The organism is Serratia sp. MYb239 (genome assembly GCF_002966855.1).
In the GTDB taxonomy this organism is placed as follows: domain Bacteria; phylum Pseudomonadota; class Gammaproteobacteria; order Enterobacterales; family Enterobacteriaceae; genus Serratia_B; species Serratia_B rhizosphaerae.
In genome coordinates this window covers 3402338-3422260 of the sequence record NZ_CP023268.1, presented here as the reverse complement: position 1 = coordinate 3422260, position 19923 = coordinate 3402338, and the positions used below count along the sequence as shown (strand labels likewise).

The window sequence follows — 19923 nt, the reverse complement described above, 5'->3', positions numbered from 1 at the left end:
ACGCGCCGTGAATGACATTTACTGGCGATAGTTTTCCAGGAAACGCCCCAGTTTGCCGACCGCCATTTCCAGCTCGTCGACGCGCGGCAGGGTAACGATGCGCACGTGATCGGGGTAAGGCCAGTTAAACGCGCTGCCCTGCACCAGCAGCACTTTTTCCTGCAGCAGCAAATCCAGCACCAGCTTCTGATCGTCGTGAATATTAAAGCGTTTGGCGTCAATGCGCGGGAACATATACAGCGCGCCCTGAGGCTTCACGCAGGAGACGCCGGGGATCTCGTTGAGCAGTTCCCAGGTGCGGTTGCGCTGTTCGTACAGGCGGCCGCCCGGCTGGATAAATTCGCTGATGCTTTGGTAGCCGCCCAGCGCGGTCTGGATGGCGTGCTGCATCGGCACGTTGGCGCACAGGCGCATCGATGCCAGCATTTCCAGCCCTTCGATATAGCCTTTGGCGTGCTTTTTCGGGCCGTTCAGCACCATCCAGCCCTGGCGGAAGCCGGCGACGCGGTAGGTCTTGGACAGACCGTTAAAGGTGACGGTCAGCAGATCCGGCGCCAGCGAGGCGATAGAGATATGTTCGGCTGCGTCATACAGAATTTTGTCGTAGATTTCGTCGGCGAAGATGATCAGGTTATGTTCGCGCGCTATCTCGACGATCTGTTCCAGCAACGCTTTGCTGTACACTGCGCCGGTCGGGTTGTTCGGGTTAATGATCACGATGCCGCGGGTGCGCGGGGTGATTTTACTGCGAATATCGTCGAGGTCCGGGAACCAACCGGCTTCTTCGTCACACAGATAGTGGACGGCTTTGCCGCTGGACAGGGAAACCGCCGCGGTCCACAGCGGGTAATCAGGCGCCGGCACCAGCATTTCGTCGCCGCTGTTCAGCAGCGCCTGCATCGACTGGACGATCAGCTCGGACACGCCGTTGCCAATATAGATATCCTCGACGGTGACGTCGCGCATGTCGCGCGCCTGATAGTGCTGCATAATCGCCTTACGCGCCGAGTAGAGCCCTTTGGAATCACAGTAGCCCTGAGCGGTCGGCAGGTTGCGGATCACATCGACCAGAATTTCATCCGGCGCTTCAAAGCCGAAAGGGGCGGGGTTGCCGATGTTGAGTTTGAGGACTTTGTTGCCTTCTTCTTCTAGGCGTTTGGCTTCTTTGAGCACCGGGCCGCGAATGTCGTAACAGACGTTGTCCAGTTTGCTGGATTTCTCAATGGGGGACATAAAAAAACTGTGCCTTCTGCTGGGATAGGGCATTCCTACCGTGGAACGCCGCAACCTGACCAATGTACTCCTGGTACCTGCGCTTTTGAAGGGCTGCGCACACCTTTGGTGCAAATGATCGGCTAAAATGGCGATTTTAACGATGATAAGTCTGGTTAAAAAATTTTGTTGGCGTTAAATTCTGTTTTTTATTTTATTGTTGGTGTTTTATTGTGTTGGGCGCTCAGGGGCGTAAACCTGACTGCACAGCGTGAGCAAGGGCGCTTTGGCTTTCGGCAGCAAGCCGTTATGTTTCCCTTTTGATGCCGAATCTGCGTGATATTCCCGGACTAGTCTTATGGCTTGACGGGGAATTCATCACCACACTGCTACATAAATAATATTTATATTAGAAAACTTTCACTTTGTGACTTAACTAACATTTAAGTTATTATTTTGGCTTTCAGATTGAGTGGTTTTTTACTGGTTGAATTTATTGATTTATTTTTATGCCTGACGCGTATTATCGGCGAAAAATGCCAAGTTTTCATGAGCTTTTACGCTAAGGTTGCGGGCGTATATGAGAAAAAAGAAGCACGTTTAGTGTGGTAATTCAGCGGGGGGAATGAGTAAAATTCTTGTTCCCACTCAAATCAATCACTTTAGCAAAGCGCAGATCCGTGCCCGTTAAGCGGCAGCGATCGGTTGCATTCTAAAAGGCGATAGAGGTAACGAAATATAAGGAATTTTTTGCCCTCTACTTATGAGTGGGGTAGTGTCGTACCTGGCGCCGTTCTTTTAAACAGTGCCTTAGAAATACACCAGGGTAGTTTCAAATATAGAATTTAAAAAGTGAAGAAAAACACTATGACCAATGCAAATCGTCCGATACTTAATCTCGACCTCGATCTGCTAAGAACTTTTGTGGCTGTTGCCGATCTGAATACGTTTGCCGCAGCGGCCGTCGCCGTCTGCCGTACTCAGTCCGCGGTCAGCCAGCAAATGCAGCGATTAGAGCAATTGGTAGGCAAAGAGTTATTCGCCCGTCACGGCCGTAATAAACTGCTTACCGAGCATGGCATACAGCTGCTGGGTTATGCCAGAAAAATATTGCGCTTTAACGATGAAGCCTGCGCCTCGTTGATGTTTAACAATATCAAGGGCGTGCTTACCATCGGCGCTTCCGATGATACGGCCGACACCATTTTACCGTTCCTGTTAAACCGCGTAACCGCCGTCTATCCGAAGCTGGCGGTCGACGTACGGGTAAAGCGTAGTCCATTTATGCTGGATATGCTCAATAGCGGCGAAGTGGATCTGGCTATTACCACCGTTGATACCGTGGGCCACCCGCATGTGGTGCTGCGCACCTCGCCAACGTTGTGGTACTGCGCGGCGGATTACCACTTCCAGGCGGATGAGCCGATTCCGCTGGTGGTGCTGGATGAGCCTTGTCCTTTCCGCGCGATGGCAATTGAGCATCTGGATGAGGCCGGGATCCCATGGCGTATCGCCTATGTGGCTTCCACGCTGTCGGCGGTTCGCACCGCCTGTAAGGCGGGGCTGGGCGTAACCGTCCGGCCGGTGGAGATGATGAGCCCGGATCTGCGCGTGCTGGGCGCGGCGGAAGGCCTGCCGACGCTGCCGGAGACGCAATACACGCTGTGCAAAGATATCCAGTGCGAAAATGAGCTGGCAATGGCGATTTTCGGCGCGGTACAGCACGGCAATACCAGCTACAACTTCCAGAATGCCACCCCCACAGAAGATGTGGTGGATGAAGACGAATAACGCCGAACAGCGCGTTGCGTAACCACAAAACCTCTGCTACGGCGGAGGTTTTTTTTGGCCTTTTTTAGTAAAAATCCAATTTATTATCACTTCAGTATAAATCCTTTCCGTAACGTCTATTTGTATAACTCTTTATTGCCGTTAAGCCACGTTTATTCGTATGAAAATATTTATCTTCGCTTTTTTGTCTATTGTGCGAAAATCGAGAAGGCAGGTTTTTTCTGTGGATATCTTATGGTCTGACTGTGTGGTTAAAATTTGCGCTTAAATTTATAAAAAATGTTAAAGAGCCACACTTTTTTTGAGGATTTCTGCTGAAAACGTGTCCTGGATCAAAAAAATACCCCTAGGTAGTGAGTGGAACAACAGGGAATACCTGAGAGAATGGTATAGTAAAACTGAAATGTGCATATTGGTTGATATCTATCTGTTTCTACACAGCAAATGACTGACACGATTTAGCCTGAAAGCTGGCGCATGAAATGTTAATTAAATGATACGTATGTAAACTAATGTGTAGATACTTTTGTCAAAGTTGACAAAAGGTTATAGAAAGGAGTAAAAAGCCCACAGTAAAAACGCTGCTTAACGCATTGTGATAGCAGTTGGTTTTTTGTGGTTATTTATCCTTCCCTTAAATCGATGTGGTGCACTAACTGCCGTGATAAGAGCAGAATGATCGACGCCACTTTTGATGAGTAAGCAAAGAGTATGTCAACAACCACTGAAGTTATCGCTCATCACTGGGCATTCGCCGTATTTCTTGTCGTGGCCATCGGGCTGTGCGGCCTCATGCTGCTGGGCGCGTATTTCCTGGGCGGGAGAGCCCGTGCGCGTGCCAAAAACACCCCGTTTGAATCCGGTATCGACTCGGTCGGTTCGGCGCGTATGCGCCTGTCCGCCAAGTTCTATCTGGTTGCCATGTTCTTCGTTATTTTCGATGTAGAAGCCTTGTATCTCTATGCCTGGTCGGTCTCGATTCGCGAGAGCGGCTGGGTGGGCTTTATCGAAGCCGCCATTTTCATTTTGGTGCTACTGGCCGGTCTGGTTTATCTGGTGCGCATCGGCGCATTGGACTGGACGCCTGCACGCTCAAAGCGTCAGGTCAAACCAAGCACGATCACTAACACCAACCGTCATCCGCAGTAGTTATTTGTGGTTAAAAACGAGGCATTAAGATGGACTATACGCTCACCCGCATAGACCCGAACGGTGAGAACGACCGTTACCCCCTGCAAAAACAGGAGATCGTCGCCGATCCTCTGGAACAACAGGTTCACCGCACGGTTTACATGGGTAAACTCGAACATGCATTGCATGACATGGTGAACTGGGGGCGCAAAAACTCTCTTTGGCCGTATAACTTCGGCCTTTCGTGCTGTTATGTAGAGATGGTGACCTCGTTTACCGCCGTTCATGACGTTGCGCGTTTTGGTGCGGAAGTGCTGCGTGCTTCCCCGCGCCAGGCCGACTTTATGGTGGTGGCGGGTACCTGCTTCACCAAAATGGCCCCGGTCATCCAGCGGCTGTACGAGCAGATGCTTGAGCCGAAATGGGTGATCTCCATGGGCGCCTGCGCCAACTCCGGCGGCATGTACGATATCTATTCCGTGGTGCAGGGCGTGGACAAGTTCCTGCCGGTCGACGTGTATATCCCAGGCTGCCCGCCGCGTCCGGAAGCGTATATGCAGGCGCTGCTGCTGCTGCAGGAATCCATCGGTAAAGAGCGTCGTCCGCTGTCGTGGGTGGTTGGCGATCAGGGTGTGTATCGCGCCAACATGCAGTCGGAAAGAGAACGCAAGCACGGCGAGCGTATTGCAGTCACCAATCTGCGCACGCCTGACGAGGTTTAAGACGTTCATTTAACGTCCATCTTAATGCGCTATTGGTAAACACAGCGAAAGTTAAGCTTGCAGCGATTTGACCCTTCAGTGTGGTGAAAAAATATTATGACAGATTCAACGACGCACGACGCTCTGCCTGACTGGCACACCCGCGATCATCTTGACGATCCGGTGATCGGCGAACTGCGCAACCGTTTTGGGCCGGAAGCCTTTACTGTTCAAGCAACCCGTACCGGTATGCCCGTGGTATGGGTCAAGCGTGAGCAGCTCCTGGAAGTAATGACGTTTTTAAGAAAACAGCCGAAGCCGTATGTCATGCTGTTCGACCTGCATGGCGTTGACGAGCGTCTGCGCACTCACCGCCAGGGTCTGCCTGCTGCGGATTTCTCTGTTTTCTATCATCTGATTTCCATCGAACGCAACCGCGATATCATGCTGAAGGTGGCGCTGGCTGAAAAAGACCTGCACGTGCCTACCGCGACCAAGGTGTTCCCGAACGCCAACTGGTACGAGCGTGAGACCTGGGAAATGTTCGGCATCACCTTCGACGGCCACCCGCACCTGACGCGCATCATGATGCCGCAGACCTGGGAAGGCCACCCGCTGCGTAAGGATTACCCGGCGCGCGCCACCGAATTCGATCCGTTCGTGCTGACCAAGCAGAAAGAAGATCTGGAGATGGAGTCGCTGACCTTCAAGCCGGAAGAGTGGGGCATGAAGCGCGGCAATGAGAACGAGGACTACATGTTCCTCAACCTCGGGCCGAACCACCCGTCGGCGCACGGTGCGTTCCGTATTATCCTGCAGCTGGACGGCGAGGAGATCGTCGACTGCGTGCCGGATATCGGTTACCACCACCGCGGCGCGGAGAAGATGGGCGAACGTCAGTCCTGGCACAGCTACATTCCGTACACCGACCGTATCGAATACCTGGGCGGCTGCGTTAACGAAATGCCGTACGTGCTGGCGGTGGAAAAACTGGCCGGCATCAAGGTGCCCGAGCGCGTCGACACCATCCGCGTGATGCTGTCCGAGCTGTTCCGCATCAACAGCCACCTGCTGTATATCAGCACCTTTATTCAGGACGTCGGCGCCATGACGCCGGTATTCTTCGCCTTCACCGACCGTCAGAAAATCTACGACCTCGTGGAAGCCATCACCGGTTTCCGTATGCACCCGGCATGGTTCCGCATCGGCGGCGTGGCGCATGACCTGCCGCGCGGCTGGGATCGCCTGCTGCGCGAATTCCTGGAGTGGATGCCGAAGCGTCTGGACTCCTACGTTAAGGCGGCGCTGAAAAACACCATCCTGAAAGGCCGTTCCGTCGGCGTGGCGGCGTATAACGCCAAAGACGCGCTGGACTGGGGCGTTACCGGCGCCGGCCTGCGCGCCACCGGCATCGAGTTCGACGTGCGTAAATGGCGTCCGTACTCCGGCTATGAAAACTTCGACTTTGAGGTGCCGGTCGGCGACGGCGTCAGCGACTGCTACAGCCGCGTGATGCTGAAAGTGGAAGAGCTGCGCCAGAGCCTGCGCATCCTCGAACAGTGCCTGAACAATATGCCGGAAGGCCCGTTCAAGGCCGATCACCCGCTGACGACGCCGCCGCCGAAAGAGCGTACGTTGCAGCACATTGAAACGCTGATCACCCACTTCCTGCAGGTTTCCTGGGGCCCGGTGATGCCAGCGAACGAATCATTCCAGATGATTGAAGCCACCAAAGGGATTAACAGCTACTACCTGACCAGCGACGGCAGCACCATGAGCTACCGCACCCGGGTACGTACGCCAAGCTTTGCGCACCTGCAGCAAATCCCGGCGGTTATCCGTGGCAGCCTGGTTTCCGACCTGATCGTCTATCTGGGTAGTATCGATTTTGTAATGTCAGATGTGGACCGCTAACTATGCATGATCAAAAAGATAATCACGTGAGTCACCATGTGCCTGAGCCTATCGACGCGGCCGCTCCAGCGAGCGGCGTTGATGCGTTTGAGCTGAGTGCGGCAGAGCGTGATGCGATTGAGCATGAAAAGCACCATTACGAAGATCCGCGCGCCGCTTCGATTGAAGCGCTGAAAATTGTGCAGAAGCAGCGCGGCTGGGTACCGGATGGGGCGATTTATGCCATCGCAGAAGTGCTGGGCATTCCTGCCAGCGACGTAGAAGGCGTTGCCACGTTCTACAGCCAGATTTTCCGTCAGCCGGTAGGACGTCACGTGATTCGCTACTGTGACAGCGTGGTGTGTCACATCACCGGTTACCAGGGCATTCAGGCCGCGATCGAGAAGAAACTGAACATCAAGCCGGGTCAAACCACCGGCGATGGCCGTTTCACGCTGCTGCCGACCTGCTGTCTGGGCAACTGCGATAAAGGGCCGACCATGATGATTGATGAGGATACTCACAGTCAGCTGAAGCCTGAAGATATCGATAATCTACTGGAGCAGTACCAATGATCAAAGACATTGTACGCACTCCCGAGATGCATCCGTTGACCTGGCGTTTGCGCGACGACAAACAGCCGGTGTGGCTGGATGAATACCGCAGCAAAAACGGCTACGCGGGAGCGGAAAAGGCCATCAAAGGCATGGCGCCGGATGAAATCGTCAGCCTGGTCAAAGACTCTGGCCTGAAAGGGCGCGGCGGCGCGGGCTTCTCCACCGGTCTGAAGTGGAGCCTGATGCCGAAAGACGAAACCATGAACATCCGTTACCTGCTGTGTAACGCCGATGAGATGGAGCCGGGCACCTACAAAGACCGCCTGCTGATGGAACAGCTGCCGCACCTGCTGGTGGAAGGCATGCTGATCTCCGCCTTTGCGCTCAAGGCGTACCGCGGCTACATCTTCCTGCGCGGTGAATATGTCGAAGCGGCGGAACGCCTGCGTCGCGCCATCGCCGAAGCCACCGAAGCGGGCTATCTGGGCAAAAACATTATGGGCAGCGGCTTCGATTTCGAGCTTTTTGTCCACACCGGCGCCGGCCGCTATATATGCGGCGAAGAGACGGCGCTGATCAACTCGCTGGAAGGCCGCCGCGCCAACCCGCGCTCCAAGCCGCCATTCCCGGCCTCCGCCGGCGTCTGGGGCAAGCCGACCTGCGTCAACAACGTGGAGACGCTGTGCAACGTGCCGGCGATCCTGGCCAACGGCGTGGAGTGGTATACCGGTATTTCCGGCAGCGAAGACAAAGGCACCAAGCTGATGGGCTTCTCCGGCCGGGTGAAGAACCCGGGCGTCTGGGAGCTGCCGTTCGGCACCACCGCGCGTGAAATTCTGGAAGATTATGCCGGCGGCATGCGCGACGGCCTGAAATTCAAAGCCTGGCAGCCGGGCGGGGCGGGGACCGACTTCCTGACCGCCGACCACCTCGATCTGCCGATGGAATACGGCACGATCGGCAAGGCCGGCAGCCGTCTGGGCACCGCGCTGGCGATGGCGGTCGATCACGAAATCGGCATGGTTTCCCTGGTGCGCAATCTGGAAGAGTTCTTTGCGCGCGAGTCCTGCGGCTGGTGTACCCCGTGCCGCGACGGCCTGCCGTGGAGCGTGAAAATTCTGCGTGCGTTGGAAAAAGGCGAAGGGCAGCCGGGAGATATTGAAACCCTGGAGCAGCTGTGCCGCTTCCTTGGCCCGGGTAAAACCTTCTGCGCACACGCGCCGGGCGCCGTAGAGCCGCTGCAAAGCGCAATTAAATATTTCCGTGACGAGTTTGAAGCCGGTATCGCCGTACAGCATTTTAGCAATGCTCATGCCATCAGCGGTATTCAGGCCAACAACTTGCTGAAGCAACGCTGGTAAGCCCGCTTTTAGCCCGCCGTACGTCCGCGGGCGGCCAACGGTGCCGCCGGGGCAGTACGCAGGGATAACAGAATTTTTGATTAACGCCTGCCGCAAAGCAGGCCATTTGGAAGCATGCTGACTATGGCTACGATTCATGTAGACGGCAAAGAATACGACGTTGACGGAGCAGACAACCTGTTACAGGCCTGTCTCTCCCTCGGCCTCGATATTCCTTACTTTTGCTGGCACCCGGCGCTGGGAAGCGTCGGCGCTTGCCGCCAATGTGCGGTAAAGCAATACCAAAATGCGGAAGACACGCGCGGCCGCTTGGTGATGTCCTGTATGACGCCGGCGTCCGATGGCACCTTCATTTCCATCGATGACGACGAAGCCAAACAGTTCCGCGAAAGCGTGGTTGAGTGGCTGATGACCAACCACCCGCACGACTGTCCGGTGTGTGAAGAAGGCGGCAACTGTCATTTGCAGGATATGACGGTAATGACCGGCCACAGCTTCCGCCGCTACCGCTTCACCAAACGCACCCACCAGAACCAGGAGCTGGGGCCGTTTATCTCTCATGAGATGAACCGCTGCATCGCCTGCTACCGCTGCGTGCGTTACTACAAAGACTATGCCGACGGCACCGATTTCGGCGTCTACGGCGCGCACGACAACGTCTACTTTGGCCGCCCGGAAAGCGGCACGCTGGAAAGCGAGTTCTCCGGCAACCTGGTGGAAGTGTGCCCGACCGGCGTCTTTACCGACAAAACCCACTCCGAGCGCTACAACCGTAAATGGGACATGCAGTTTGCGCCAAGCATCTGCCAGCAGTGCAGCATCGGCTGTAACACCAGCCCGGGCGAGCGCTATGGCGAGCTGCGCCGCATTGAGAACCGTTACAACGGCAGCGTGAACCACTACTTCCTGTGTGACCGCGGCCGCTTCGGCTATGGCTACGTCAACCTGAAGGACCGTCCTCGTCAGCCGCAGCAGCTGCGCGGCAATGACTGGATTGCGCTGAACGCCGAGCAGGCGATGGAAGGGGCGGCGGATATTCTGCGTCAGGCCAAGAAAACCATCGGCATTGGCTCGCCGCGCGCCAGCCTGGAAAGCAACTTCGCGCTGCGTGAACTGGTCGGCGCCGAGAACTTCTATACCGGCATTGCGCAGGCAGAACAGCAGCGTCTGGAACTGATGCTCAACGTGCTGCAAAACAGCGGCGTGCATACGCCGGCGCTGCGTGAGATCGAAGAGTACGACGCGGTGCTGGTGCTGGGTGAAGACCTGACGCAAACCGGCGCGCGTATCGCACTGTCGGTACGTCAGGCGGTGAAAGGCAAAGCCCGGGCGATGGCGGCGGCGCAGCGCGTGGCCGACTGGCAGATCGCGGCGGTGCAGAACATCGGTCAGCATGCCAAATACCCGCTGTTCGTCACCAACGTCGACAGCACCCGTCTGGATGATATCGCCGCCTGGAACTACCGTGCGCCGGTCGATGAGCAGGCGCGTCTCGGCTTCGCCATTGCGCACGCGCTGGACGCGGCGGCGCCGGCGGTCGATGGCCTGACGGACGATCTGAACAAGAAAGTCGACATTATCGTGCAGGCGCTGACCGGCGCGCGTAAACCGCTGATCGTGACCGGCAGCAGCGCCGGCAGCGACGCGGTGATCGCAGCGGCGGCCAACATTGTCACTGCGCTGAAGGGACGCGGCTCCGAGGTGGGCATCACCCTGGTGGCCGGCGCTGCCAACAGCATGGGGCTGGCGATGATCGGCGGCGGTTCGCTCGATCAGGCGCTGGCGCAGCTGGCGGACGGCCAGGCCGACACCGCCATCGTGATGGAGAACGATCTGTACCGGCATGCGTCGGCGGACAAGATCGACGCCGCGCTCGCCAAGGTCAGCAACCTGATCGTCGCCGATCACCAGCGCACCGCGATTATGGACAAAGCCAGCCTGGTGCTGTCAGCCGCCAGCTTTGCCGAAAGCGACGGTACGCTGGTCAACCAGGAAGGTCGCGCGCAGCGCTTCTTCCAGGTTTACGATCCGGCTTACTACGATGACGCCAAAAACAACGTGCGGACGGAAATTCTGGAGAGCTGGCGCTGGATGCACTCGCTGCACTCCACCTATACCAGCCGTCACGTGGACTGGACCCAGCTTGACGATGTGATTGAAGCCTGCGTCGAGGCGTTGCCGCAGCTGCAGGGCATCAAGGATGCCGCGCCGGACGCCAGCTTCCGCATCCGCGGGCAGAAACTGGCGCGTTCACCGCACCGTTACAGCGGCCGCACCGCGATGCGCGCCAATATCAGCGTGCATGAACCGCGTCAGCCGCAGGATAAAGACACCATGTTCGCCTTCTCCATGGAAGGGAACAACAGCCCGCTGGCCGATCGTCAGCAGATCCCGTTCGCCTGGTCGCCAGGCTGGAACTCACCGCAGGCGTGGAACAAATTCCAGGCCGAGGTCGGGGGCAAGCTGCGCCACGGCGATCCGGGCGTGCGCCTGATCGAAGCGGGGGAGGGCAGCCTTGGCTACTTCACCAACGTGCCTGCCGCATTTAATGCGCAAGGCTGGCAGGTAGCGCCGTATTACCACCTGTTCGGCAGCGACGAGATGTCGCAGCGTTCCGAGGTGATCCAGCAGCGTATGCCGGCGGCGTATGCGATGGTCAACCCGGCCGACGCCGCGCGCCTGGGCGTTAACGAAGGGGCGCTGGTGGAGTTCAGCTGTGCGGGTCAGACGCTGCGTCTGCCGGTGCGCCTGAGTGAAACCCTGACCCAGGGCCAGGTTGGTTTGCCGCTCGGCTTGCCAGGGATCCCGCCGGTACTGGCGGGTGCGAAGGTTGAAAATCTGCGGGAGGCGGTACGATGAGCTGGTTTACCCCTGAGGTGATCGACATATTGATCGCCGTATTGAAAGCGGTCGTGATCCTGCTGGTCGTGGTCGCCTGCGGGGCGTTCATGAGTTTCGGCGAACGCCGCCTGCTCGGCCTGTTCCAGAACCGCTACGGGCCAAACCGCGTCGGTTGGGGCGGCTCGCTGCAGCTGGTCGCCGACATGATCAAAATGTTCTTTAAGGAAGACTGGGTTCCGACCTTCTCCGACCGGGTGATCTTCACCCTGGCACCGATGATCGCCTTTACTTCCTTGCTGCTGGCATTTGCCATCGTTCCGGTCAGCCCGACCTGGGCGGTGGCCGATCTCAACATCGGTATTCTGTTCTTCCTGATGCTGGCCGGTCTGGCGGTCTACGCCGTGCTGTTCGCCGGCTGGTCGAGCAACAACAAATACTCGCTGTTGGGGGCGATGCGTGCCTCGGCACAAACCCTGAGCTACGAAGTGTTCATCGGCCTGTCGCTGATGGGGGTTGTGGCGCAGGCAGGTTCATTCAACATGCAGGACATCGTTGAATCACAGGCTCACGTCTGGAATGTCATCCCGCAATTCTTTGGTTTTGTAACCTTTGCGATTGCCGGCGTGGCGGTGTGTCACCGCCATCCGTTTGACCAGCCGGAAGCGGAGCAGGAACTGGCCGACGGTTACCACATTGAATATTCCGGTATGAAATTCGGTCTGTTCTTCGTGGGGGAATATATCGGCATCGTGACCGTTTCCGCCCTGATTGTGACGTTGTTCTTCGGCGGCTGGCAGGGGCCATTCCTGCCGCCGTTCATCTGGTTCGCGCTGAAAACGGCATTCTTCATGATGATGTTCATCCTGATCCGCGCCGCGCTGCCGCGTCCGCGTTATGACCAGGTGATGTCATTCGGCTGGAAAGTGTGCCTGCCGCTGACGCTGCTGAACCTGCTGGCGACCGCCGCAGTTATTTTGTACAACGCTCAATAAGGGGTGAATAAACCATGACATTGAAAGAGTTAGTGGTTGGTTTCGGCACCCAGGTACGCAGTATTTGGATGATTGGCATGCACGCCTTCGCCAAACGCGAAACCCGGATGTATCCGGAAGAAGAGGTTTACCTGCCGCCGCGCTACCGTGGCCGCATCGTGCTGACGCGCGATCCGGACGGCGAAGAGCGCTGCGTCGCCTGTAACCTGTGTGCGGTTGCCTGCCCGGTCGGCTGTATTTCGCTGCAAAAGGCAGAACAGAAAGATGGCCGCTGGTATCCGGAGTTCTTCCGCATCAACTTCTCGCGCTGCATTTTCTGCGGCCTGTGTGAAGAGGCCTGCCCGACCACCGCAATCCAGCTGACGCCGGATTTCGAACTGGGCGAATTCAAGCGCCAGGATCTGGTGTATGAGAAAGAAGATCTGTTGATCTCGGGCCCGGGTAAATATCCGGAATATAACTTCTACCGGATGGCCGGTATGGCGATCGACGGCAAAGCGAAAGGCGAAGCCGAAAACGAAGCCAAGCCGATCGACGTGAAAAGCCTGTTGCCGTAAGGAGCCAGCAAGCATGGAAATTGCATTTTATCTGGCAGGTTTGATTGCGATTCTCGCGACGCTTCGCGTGATTTCGCATACCAATCCTGTGCATGCGCTGCTGTATTTAATCGTCTCACTGTTGGCGATCTCGGCAGTCTTTTTCTCACTGGGCGCCTATTTTGCCGCCGCGCTGGAAATCATCGTCTACGCCGGCGCCATCATGGTGCTGTTCGTCTTCGTGGTGATGATGCTGAACCTCGGCAATGCGGTGCAGCAGCAGGAACGCGAATGGCTGAAGCCGTCGGTGTGGATTGGCCCCGGCCTGATGTCGCTGGTGTTGCTGGTGGTGCTGGTTATCGCCATTCGCAGCGTCTCCGACCAGGGCATCAGCGGCGAGATGGTCGACGCCAAGGCGGTCGGTATCAGCCTGTTCGGCCCTTACGTACTGGCGGTTGAGCTGGCCTCAATGCTGCTGTTGGCCGGCCTGGTGGTTGCCTTCCATATTGGCCGTGAGCACAAGCCGGGCGAAGTGCTGAGCAACGCCCCGGCAAGCAGCGAAATGGCGAAAAGAAAATCGGAGGAGCAAGCATGATCCCTCTTCAACATGGGCTGATTCTGGCGGCGATTCTGTTCGTACTCGGGCTGACCGGGTTGCTGATCCGCCGTAACCTGCTGTTTATGCTGATCAGTCTGGAAGTGATGATCAACGCCGCGGCGTTGGCGTTTATCGTGGCGGGAAGCTACTGGGGTCAGGCGGACGGACAGGTGATGTATATCCTGGCCATCAGTCTGGCGGCAGCGGAGGCCAGTATCGGCCTGGCGCTGTTGCTCCAGCTCTACCGTCGTCGTCATACCCTGAATATTGATACTGTCAGTGAGATGCGCGGATGAACCTATTATATTTAACTATTCTGCTGCCGCTGATCGGGTTCCTGCTGCTGGCGTTTTCACGCGGCCGCTGGTCTGAAAATACGGCGGCGACCGTCGGCGTCGGCTCAATCGGCCTGGCGGCGGTGGTCACCCTTTACGCGGCGATGGATTTCTTCAGCCAGAAAGCCGCCGGCGTAGAGCTGTTTGAGCAAAACCTGTGGAACTGGATGACGGTCGGCAACTTCAATATCGGCGTAACGCTGGTGTTGGACGGCCTGTCGCTGACCATGCTGTCGGTGGTGACCGGCGTTGGTTTCTTCATCCACATGTTCGCGTCCTGGTACATGCGTGGCGAAGAGGGCTACTCGCGCTTCTTCGCCTACACCAACCTGTTTATCGCCAGCATGGTGGTTCTGGTACTGGCGGATAACCTGCTGCTGATGTACCTGGGTTGGGAAGGCGTGGGCCTGTGCAGCTACCTGTTGATCGGTTTCTACTATAAAGATCCGGCCAACGGCGCGGCGGCGATGAAAGCCTTTATCGTCACCCGCGTGGGTGACGTGTTCCTGGCCTTTGCGCTGTTTATTCTGTACCACGAGCTGGGTACGCTGAACTTCCGCGAGCTGATGGTGCTGGCGCCGCAGAAACTGGCGATGGGCGACACCGCGATTACCTGGGCGACCCTGATGCTGCTGGGCGGTGCGGTCGGTAAGTCAGCGCAGCTGCCGCTGCAGACCTGGCTGGCGGACGCGATGGCCGGCCCGACGCCGGTATCGGCGCTGATCCACGCCGCCACCATGGTGACCGCGGGCGTGTATCTGATCGCCCGTACTCACGGCCTGTTCCTGATGGCGCCGGAAGTGCTGAACCTGGTGGGCATCGTCGGGGCGGTGACCCTGCTGCTGGCCGGTTTCGCCGCGCTGGTGCAGACCGACATCAAACGTGTGCTGGCCTACTCCACCATGAGCCAGATCGGCTATATGTTCCTGGCGCTGGGCGTACAGGCCTGGGACGCGGCGATCTTCCACCTGATGACCCACGCGTTCTTCAAGGCGCTGCTGTTCCTGTCGTCCGGTTCGGTGATCCTGGCCTGCCACCATGAGCAGAACATCTTCAAGATGGGCGGCCTGCGTAAGAGCATTCCGCTGGTGTACGTCTGCTTCCTGGTGGGCGGCGCGGCGCTGTCGGCGCTGCCGCTGCTGACCGCCGGCTTCTTCAGTAAGGATGAGATCCTGGCGGGGGCGATGGCCAACGGTCATATCAACCTGATGATTGCCGGTCTGGTCGGCGCGTTTATGACCTCACTGTATACCTTCCGCATGATCTTCATCGTGTTCCACGGTAAAGAGCAGATTAAAGCGCATGCAGGCAAGGGCATTACTCACCATCTGCCGCTGCTGGTTCTGCTGGTGCTGTCCACCTTCGTCGGCGCGATGATTGTTCCGCCGCTGCAGGGCGTACTGCCGGCAACCACCGAACTGGCGCACGGCAGCGTGCTGCAGCTTGAAATCACCTCCGGGGTGGTCGCGGTTATCGGCATTCTGCTGGCTGCGGCGCTGTGGCTGGGCAAACGTCGCCTGGTCAGCAGCGTGGCCGCCAGCGCGCCGGGCCGCTTCTTCTCGACCTGGTGGTTCCACGCCTGGGGCTTCGACTGGCTGTATGACAAAGTGTTCGTCAAACCTTATCTGGGCGTCGCGCGTCTGCTGCAAAGCGATCCGCTGAACAGCCTGATGAACATTCCGGCGGTGTTCTCCCGCTGGGGCAACCGCGGTCTGACGGTCAGTGAAAACGGACAGGTGCGCTGGTATATCGCGTCTATGGGTGTGGGTGCAGTGGTCGTATTGGCGCTGTTGATTTTGGTTTAACTGAATAATTTAAGCAGACGCAATTTTGGGTTCGGCCCTTGATAAGCAAGGGCCAGATACATGTTTTAGATTATTCATATTAGGGACACAAAACGCCATGCTATTACCTTGGCTAATTCTTATCCCCTTTATCGGCGGCCTGCTGAGCTGGCAGTTCGAGCGTTTCGGCACCAAGGTGCCGCGCTGGATCGCGTTGATTACAATGGGGCTGACACTGGCGCTCTCGCTGCAACTGTGGCTGCAGGGCGGCTATACCTTGACCACGCCGCAGGGCATTCCGCAGTGGCAGGAAGTGTACCTGCGCTCGTGGATCCCGCGCTTCGGCATCAGTTTCCACCTGGCGCTGGACGGTCTGTCGCTGCTGATGGTGGTGCTGACCGGCCTGCTGGGCGTGCTGGCGATTCTCTGCTCCTGGCGTGAGATTCAGAAGTATCAGGGGTTCTTCCACCTGAACCTGCTGTGGATCCTGGGCGGCGTTATCGGCGTGTTCCTCGCTATCGACATGTTCCTGTTCTTCTTCTTCTGGGAAATGATGTTGGTGCCGATGTACTTCCTGATCGCGCTGTGGGGCCACAAGGCGTCTGACGGTAAAACCCGTATCACCGCGGCCACCAAGTTCTTCATCTATACCCAGGCCAGCGGTCTGGTGATGCTGATTGCGATTCTGGGCCTGGTCTTCGTGCACTACAACGCTACCGGCGTCTGGACCTTCAACTATGAAGATCTGCTGAAAACGCCGATGTCGCACAACGTGGAATACCTGCTGATGCTGGGCTTCTTCATCGCTTTCGCGGTGAAAATGCCGGTGGTGCCGCTGCACGGCTGGCTGCCGGATGCGCACAGCCAGGCGCCGACCGCCGGTTCCGTTGACCTGGCGGGCATCCTGCTGAAAACCGCGGCCTACGGCCTGCTGCGTTTCAGTCTGCCTCTGTTCCCGGAAACGTCCGCCGAGTTTGCGCCAATCGCCATGTGGCTGGGCGTTATCGGCATCTTCTACGGCGCCTGGATGGCGTTCGCGCAGACCGATATCAAGCGCCTGATCGCGTACACCTCGGTGTCTCACATGGGCTTTGTACTGATTGCCATCTACACCGGCAGCCAGCTGGCTTACCAGGGCGCGGTGATTCAGATGATTGCGCACGGCCTGTCTGCGGCCGGTATGTTCATCATCTGCGGTCAGCTGTACGAGCGTCTGCATACCCGTGATATGCGCCAGATGGGCGGCCTGTGGGGACGTATCAAATATATTCCCGCGCTGTCGCTGTTCTTCGCGGTTGCTACGCTGGGGATGCCGGGCACCGGTAACTTCGTCGGTGAATTTATGATCCTGTTCGGCAGCTTCCAGGTCGTACCGGTGATCACCGTGATTTCTACCTTCGGTCTGGTGTTTGCTTCGGTTTACTCGCTGATCATGATGCAGCGCGCCTACTACGGCACGCCAAAGTCTGACCAGCCGCTGCCGGGCATGACCGCACGCGAACTGTTCATCATTCTGCTGCTGGTGGTTCTGCTGGTGCTGCTGGGGGTTTACCCGCAGCCGATTCTGGATACCTCTGCTGCCGCAATGAGCAACGTGCAACACTGGTTTGGTTCGTCAGTTTCTGCAATTTCAACAACAAGGCCGTAATTCGCCATGACAATAACTCCTCAACAACTGATCGCACTGTTGCCGCTGTTGATCGTCGGATTGACGGTGGTGGTTGTGATGCTAGGCATTGCGTGGCGACGCGACCACTTTATCAACGCGACCCTGACCGTGATCGGTCTTAACCTGGCGCTGCTTTCGCTGTACTTTGTCGGCCAGGCTGGCCCGATGGACGTTACCCCGCTGCTGCGGGTTGACGGTTACTCCATGTTCTACACCGGGCTGGTGCTGCTGGCGAGTCTGGCCACCTGCACTTTTGCCTATCCATGGCTGGTCGGCTACCCGGACAACCGCGAAGAGTTCTATCTGCTGGTGCTGATTGCCGCGCTGGGCGGCATTCTGCTGGCGAGCGCCAATCACCTGGCCTCGCTGTTCCTGGGGATTGAGCTGATCTCGCTGCCGCTGTTTGGCCTGGTGGGCTACGCCTATCGCCAGAAGCGTCCGCTGGAAGCCGCCATCAAGTACATGCTGCTGTCCGCCGCCGCCTCCAGCTTCCTGCTGTTCGGCATGGCGCTGCTGTACGCGGAATCCGGCACGCTGGCGCTGTCCGGTCTCGGTAAGAGCCTCGGTGAAAACATGATGCACCAGCCGCTGGTTCTGGCGGGGATGGGCATGATGATCGTCGGTCTGGGCTTCAAGCTGTCGCTGGTGCCGTTCCAGCTGTGGACGCCGGATGTGTATCAGGGGGCGCCTGCGCCGGTTTCCACCTTCCTGGCCACCGCCAGCAAAATCGCCATCTTCGCGGTGGTGATGCGTCTGTTCCTGTACGCGCCGGCGGCCGACAGCGAGGCGCTGCGCACGGTGCTGGCGATTATCGCCTTCTGCTCCATCCTGTTCGGTAACCTGATGGCGATCAGCCAGACCAATATCAAGCGTCTGCTGGGCTACTCCTCCATCGCTCATCTGGGCTATCTGCTGGTGGCGCTGATTGCGGTGCAGACCCATCAGCTGTCGCTGGAGACCGTCGGCGTTTATATGGCCGGTTATCTGTTCAGCAGCCTGGGCGCCTTCGGCGTGGTCAGCCTGATGTCCAGCCCGTACAGCGGGCCGGATGCCGATTCACTGTTCTCCTACCGCGGCCTGTTCTGGCATAAACCGATTCTGTCGGCGGTAATGACGGTGATGATGCTGTCGCTGGCCGGTATCCCGATGACGCTGGGCTTTATCGGTAAGTTCTTCGTTATCGCGATGGGCGTCAGCGCACACCTGTGGTGGCTGACCGGCGCGGTAGTGGTGGGCAGCGCCATTGGCCTGTACTACTATCTGCGTGTGACCGTCAGCCTGTATCTCAACGCGCCGGAAACGCTGTCGCGCGATACGCCGCGTAACTGGGCGCTGACCGCCGGCGGGGTGGTGGTGCTGATCTCCGCAGCGCTGGTACTGGTACTGGGTATCTATCCGCAACCGCTGATTACGCTGGTGCAGATGGCGCAGCCGCTGTTCTGATAGCGCGTTGTAAACGTAAAAAGGTCGCCGCGGCGACCTTTTTTTATGCCCGCAGGCAATTACTGTGGATAGTTTTGAAAGGAGGTTTCCAGCGCCTGTACCACCGCGCGTACCCGCGCGGCGCGCTGCAGATCGGGATGCAGCACCAGCCAGATATCCACCCAGTCCTGATTTTCCGGCAGTATCCGCACCAGTTCAGGATCGTTATCCGCCAGGAATGAGGAGAGCAGGCCGATGCCGAGGCCGTTGCGGGTGGCTGAGCGCAACAGCAGCTGCGAGTTGCACTGCAGCACCACGTTGGGGTCGATCAGCGTTTCACCGCAGAAGCTGCTCCAGTGACGCGGCACCAGTTCACGCGGAAACATCAGCAGATTATGGCCGCGCAGATGTTCGCCCTTGACCGGCATACCGTGAACGTCCAGATAGTGCCGCGTTGCGTACAGCCCCATCTCAATGGTCGCCAGCCGTTTGATAATCAGTTCATCGGACTCCGGGCGCGCGCCGCGGATCGCCAGATCGGCGCCGCGATAGGAAATATCAGAGATATTCACCGCGGTCAGCAGCGTCACGGTGATCTGCGGGTGCTGCTCGCGCAGCCTTTGCAGCGCCGGGATAACGAAGGCTTCGGCCAGGGTGTCGGTGGTGGCTATGCGCACATTGCCGCACAGGCTTTCATCGCCGCTGGTCGCCTTGCGGGCGATGGCCTGTACCGCGTTCTCCATATTCATCACATCCGCCAGCATCTCCTCGCCCAGCGGGCTGAGGGAGAATGCTTTGGGCGTGCGGATAAATAATTTGGAACCCAGGGATTCCTCAAAGGCGGAAATGCGTCGCCCGACGGTGGCCTGGTCGACGTGTAGCTCATTTGCGGCCTTACGTAAAGTGCCGCAGCGGGCTACGGCGAGGAAAAAGCGGGCATCATCCCAATTCATCAACGACTTCCTTCTCTGAGAGCGGCGGGATACCACTGGGGTTGTATTGGCTTATCCGTGGTGCAATGGGGGTTGCGCTAAAAATGAGGCAGCCGTATCATAATTATCTATTATGTTTTATGGTATAAAAAAATGCATCATTGTGAA

The 19923-nt window shown here is 57.6% G+C and carries 16 protein-coding genes; 14 read left to right on the top strand and 2 right to left on the bottom strand.

All coding sequences use genetic code 11. From position 1 onward, the window contains the following. Positions 1-18: 18 nt before the first annotated feature. On the bottom strand, positions 19-1233 hold the full coding sequence (locus CLM71_RS16445) for a pyridoxal phosphate-dependent aminotransferase (protein ID WP_105231933.1): 1215 nt from the start codon (positions 1231-1233) through the stop codon (positions 19-21). An 846-nt stretch (positions 1234-2079) separates the two neighbouring features. Between CLM71_RS16445 and lrhA the strand changes: the two genes are divergently transcribed. The 14 genes from lrhA (at position 2080) to nuoN (ending at position 18844) form a co-directional block, all read left to right on the top strand. Continuing rightward, the gene (gene lrhA, locus CLM71_RS16440; RefSeq protein ID WP_105231932.1) at positions 2080-3003 is read left to right on the top strand and encodes a transcriptional regulator LrhA; all 924 of its coding nucleotides are present in this window, start codon (positions 2080-2082) and stop codon (positions 3001-3003) included. Between the two features lie 711 nt (positions 3004-3714). Further along, on the top strand, positions 3715-4152 hold the full coding sequence (gene nuoA, locus CLM71_RS16435) for an NADH-quinone oxidoreductase subunit NuoA (protein ID WP_015673159.1): 438 nt from the start codon (positions 3715-3717) through the stop codon (positions 4150-4152). A gap of 29 nt (positions 4153-4181) precedes the next feature. Beyond that, a complete protein-coding gene (locus CLM71_RS16430; RefSeq protein ID WP_015673158.1) occupies positions 4182-4856 on the top strand; it encodes an NADH-quinone oxidoreductase subunit B family protein in 675 nt (224 codons plus the stop codon). A gap of 96 nt (positions 4857-4952) precedes the next feature. Then, a complete protein-coding gene (gene nuoC / locus CLM71_RS16425; RefSeq protein WP_105231931.1) occupies positions 4953-6749 on the top strand; it encodes an NADH-quinone oxidoreductase subunit C/D in 1797 nt (598 codons plus the stop codon). A 2-nt stretch (positions 6750-6751) separates the two neighbouring features. Then, positions 6752-7303, top strand: coding sequence for an NADH-quinone oxidoreductase subunit NuoE (gene nuoE / locus CLM71_RS16420; protein WP_105231930.1), 552 nt, complete (start codon positions 6752-6754; stop codon positions 7301-7303). After that, positions 7303-8646, top strand: coding sequence for an NADH-quinone oxidoreductase subunit NuoF (gene nuoF, locus CLM71_RS16415; protein WP_105233457.1), 1344 nt, complete (start codon positions 7303-7305; stop codon positions 8644-8646). Before nuoE ends, nuoF begins: the two co-directional genes overlap by 1 nt. 123 nt (positions 8647-8769) lie before the next feature. Then, complete coding sequence (nuoG, locus tag CLM71_RS16410; RefSeq protein WP_105233455.1) at positions 8770-11505, top strand: NADH-quinone oxidoreductase subunit NuoG; 2736 nt, start codon at positions 8770-8772, stop codon at positions 11503-11505. Continuing rightward, the gene (nuoH, locus tag CLM71_RS16405) at positions 11502-12479 is read left to right on the top strand and encodes an NADH-quinone oxidoreductase subunit NuoH (protein ID WP_105231929.1); all 978 of its coding nucleotides are present in this window, start codon (positions 11502-11504) and stop codon (positions 12477-12479) included. Before nuoG ends, nuoH begins: the two co-directional genes overlap by 4 nt. A 14-nt stretch (positions 12480-12493) precedes the next feature. Beyond that, entirely contained in the window at positions 12494-13036 is a 543-nt protein-coding gene (nuoI, locus tag CLM71_RS16400; RefSeq protein ID WP_015673152.1) for an NADH-quinone oxidoreductase subunit NuoI, read from the top strand. Between the two features lie 13 nt (positions 13037-13049). Next, positions 13050-13610 (top strand): NADH-quinone oxidoreductase subunit J, encoded by a 561-nt coding sequence (gene nuoJ, locus CLM71_RS16395; RefSeq protein WP_105231928.1) that lies wholly within the window; start codon positions 13050-13052, stop codon positions 13608-13610. After that, positions 13607-13909 carry an NADH-quinone oxidoreductase subunit NuoK gene (gene nuoK / locus CLM71_RS16390; RefSeq protein ID WP_004960562.1) on the top strand — a complete coding sequence of 101 codons (303 nt, stop codon included), beginning with the start codon at positions 13607-13609 and terminating at the stop codon, positions 13907-13909. The genes nuoJ and nuoK overlap by 4 nt, the downstream gene beginning before the upstream one ends. After that, positions 13906-15753, top strand: a complete 1848-nt coding sequence (gene nuoL, locus CLM71_RS16385) for an NADH-quinone oxidoreductase subunit L (protein WP_105231927.1) — start codon at positions 13906-13908, stop codon at positions 15751-15753. Before nuoK ends, nuoL begins: the two co-directional genes overlap by 4 nt. A 97-nt stretch (positions 15754-15850) precedes the next feature. After that, positions 15851-17380, top strand: a complete 1530-nt coding sequence (gene nuoM / locus CLM71_RS16380; RefSeq protein ID WP_105231926.1) for an NADH-quinone oxidoreductase subunit M — start codon at positions 15851-15853, stop codon at positions 17378-17380. Between the two features lie 6 nt (positions 17381-17386). Then, a complete protein-coding gene (nuoN, locus tag CLM71_RS16375; RefSeq protein ID WP_105231925.1) occupies positions 17387-18844 on the top strand; it encodes an NADH-quinone oxidoreductase subunit NuoN in 1458 nt (485 codons plus the stop codon). A 59-nt stretch (positions 18845-18903) separates the two neighbouring features. Here nuoN and CLM71_RS16370 read toward each other — a convergent pair whose 3' ends face one another. After that, positions 18904-19779, bottom strand: a complete 876-nt coding sequence (locus tag CLM71_RS16370; RefSeq protein ID WP_105231924.1) for a LysR family transcriptional regulator — start codon at positions 19777-19779, stop codon at positions 18904-18906. Positions 19780-19923 lie beyond the last annotated feature (144 nt).

Excerpts from the sequence above, each read along its gene's own strand:
- CLM71_RS16445 (WP_105231933.1), bottom strand. The coding sequence starts at position 1,233 with ATGTCCCCCATTGAGAAATCCAGCAAACTGGACAACGTCTGTTACGAC.
- lrhA (WP_105231932.1), top strand. The coding sequence starts at position 2,080 with ATGACCAATGCAAATCGTCCGATACTTAATCTCGACCTCGATCTGCTA.
- nuoA (WP_015673159.1), top strand. The coding sequence starts at position 3,715 with ATGTCAACAACCACTGAAGTTATCGCTCATCACTGGGCATTCGCCGTA.
- CLM71_RS16430 (WP_015673158.1), top strand. The coding sequence starts at position 4,182 with ATGGACTATACGCTCACCCGCATAGACCCGAACGGTGAGAACGACCGT.
- nuoC (WP_105231931.1), top strand. The coding sequence starts at position 4,953 with ATGACAGATTCAACGACGCACGACGCTCTGCCTGACTGGCACACCCGC.
- nuoE (WP_105231930.1), top strand. The coding sequence starts at position 6,752 with ATGCATGATCAAAAAGATAATCACGTGAGTCACCATGTGCCTGAGCCT.
- nuoG (WP_105233455.1), top strand. The coding sequence starts at position 8,770 with ATGGCTACGATTCATGTAGACGGCAAAGAATACGACGTTGACGGAGCA.
- nuoH (WP_105231929.1), top strand. The coding sequence starts at position 11,502 with ATGAGCTGGTTTACCCCTGAGGTGATCGACATATTGATCGCCGTATTG.
- nuoI (WP_015673152.1), top strand. The coding sequence starts at position 12,494 with ATGACATTGAAAGAGTTAGTGGTTGGTTTCGGCACCCAGGTACGCAGT.
- nuoJ (WP_105231928.1), top strand. The coding sequence starts at position 13,050 with ATGGAAATTGCATTTTATCTGGCAGGTTTGATTGCGATTCTCGCGACG.
- nuoK (WP_004960562.1), top strand. The coding sequence starts at position 13,607 with ATGATCCCTCTTCAACATGGGCTGATTCTGGCGGCGATTCTGTTCGTA.
- nuoL (WP_105231927.1), top strand. The coding sequence starts at position 13,906 with ATGAACCTATTATATTTAACTATTCTGCTGCCGCTGATCGGGTTCCTG.
- nuoM (WP_105231926.1), top strand. The coding sequence starts at position 15,851 with ATGCTATTACCTTGGCTAATTCTTATCCCCTTTATCGGCGGCCTGCTG.
- nuoN (WP_105231925.1), top strand. The coding sequence starts at position 17,387 with ATGACAATAACTCCTCAACAACTGATCGCACTGTTGCCGCTGTTGATC.